The following is a 1,820-nucleotide window of genomic DNA, read 5'->3' as shown; positions in this document are numbered from 1 at the left end:
CCCGCCGCCGCCCCGGCTGAAGCCCCCGCGGTTTCCACCGAGTCCGGCGCCCGGGAATCCGCCACTGCAGAATCCGGCGCCGCCGTTTCCGGAACGGAATCCGGCGACCGCACGAGGCAGCCGCGCACCCGCAACCGCCGCCGCGGCGAAGCCGCAGCCCAGGCCACGGATGCCGGCCAGAACGCCGTCGAGGCCCCGGCCGAACAGCCCGCCGCTGAACAGCGCACCGAGCAGCGTGAACAGCGCGATCAGCGCACCGACCAGCGTGAACAGCGCACCGAACAGCGTGAACAGCGCCAGGGTGAGCCCAGCGAAGACGGCCAGCGCCGTGACACCCGCACCCGTGGGGGCCGCGACGACTCGGCCGGCACCCGCGAGAGCACCCGTGAGAACACCCGCGACAGCGATGATTCTGACGGCGGAAGCCGCCGGAACCGCCGCAACCGTCGTGACCGCAACGACCGCGGTGACCGCCAGGGCCAGCAGGACAGCCGCGACAACTCCTCGCGCAACGATCGCTTCCGCGACCGCAACGACCGCCGCCGCGGACGTCAGCAGGGACCCGACGTCGACGACGTCGAGGTCACCGAGGACGATGTCCTGCTGCCGGTCGCCGGTATCCTCGACGTGCTCGAGAACTATGCGTTCATCCGCACGTCCGGTTACCTGCCGGGCCCGAACGACGTCTACGTCTCGCTCGCCCAGGTCAAGAAGTACAACCTGCGCAAGGGCGACGCCGTCGTCGGCGCCATCCGTGCACCGCGCGAAGGCGAAGCCCAGCAGGGGAGCCAGCAGCAGTCCGCCCGCCAGAAGTTCAACGCCCTGGTCCGCGTCACCTCGGTGAACGGCAAGACGCCGGAAGAGCTCAAGGACCGCGTCGAATTCGCGAAGCTCGTCCCGCTGTACCCCTCCGAGCGCCTGCGCCTCGAGACGGACCCGAAGAAGATCGGCCCGCGCGTCATCGACCTCGTGGCCCCGATCGGCAAGGGCCAGCGCGGCCTGATCGTTTCGCCGCCGAAGGCCGGCAAGACGCTCATCCTGCAGTCCATCGCCAACGCCATCACCACCAACAATCCTGAGGTCCACCTCATGATGGTGCTCGTTGACGAACGTCCCGAAGAAGTCACGGACATGCAGCGCACCGTCAAGGGTGAGGTTATTGCCTCCACCTTCGACCGTCCCGCCGACGACCACACCACCGTGGCCGAGCTTTCCATCGAGCGCGCCAAGCGCCTCGTGGAAATGGGCATGGACGTTGTGGTGCTCCTGGACTCCATGACCCGCCTGGGCCGTGCCTACAACCTGGCAGCACCGGCCTCCGGCCGCATCCTGTCCGGTGGTGTGGACTCCGCAGCGCTGTACCCGCCGAAGCGCTTCTTCGGTGCAGCCCGCAACATCGAAAACGGCGGCTCGCTGACCATCCTGGCCACCGCGCTCGTCGAGACCGGCTCCAAGATGGACGAGGTCATCTTCGAAGAGTTCAAGGGCACCGGCAACATGGAACTGCGCCTGTCCCGCCAGCTCGCGGACAAGCGCATCTTCCCGGCCGTGGACGTCAACGCGTCCGGTACCCGCCGCGAGGAAAACCTGCTTTCCCCCGAGGAAGTCAAGATCATGTGGAAGCTGCGCCGCGTCCTGTCCGGACTCGAAACGCAGCAGAGCCTTGAGCTGCTGACCAACAAGATCCGGGAGACCCAGAGCAACGTCGAGTTCCTCATGCAGGTGCAGAAGACGACGCTTGGTGCGAAGTCCGATAACGACAAATAGCGTCACGTAACCGCTCGAAAATTGGCGGCCCCGCCCCTCCGCCGGGTGGCTCT

At 67.4% G+C, this 1,820-nt stretch carries 1 protein-coding gene; it reads left to right on the top strand.

Translation table 11 applies throughout. From position 1 onward, the window contains the following. On the top strand, positions 1-1,767 hold a 1,767-nt coding region (rho, locus tag Y706_RS24060), incomplete at its 5' end, for a transcription termination factor Rho (protein ID WP_043435268.1). Between the last annotated feature and the right edge of the window lie 53 nt (positions 1,768-1,820).

The sequence above is a fragment of the Arthrobacter sp. I3 genome, assembly GCF_000520575.1.
GTDB classification, from domain to species: Bacteria; Actinomycetota; Actinomycetes; order Actinomycetales; family Micrococcaceae; genus Arthrobacter; species Arthrobacter humicola_A.
Note: the sequence above shows the minus strand (reverse complement) of the source record. Positions and strands in the feature narration are given on the sequence as shown.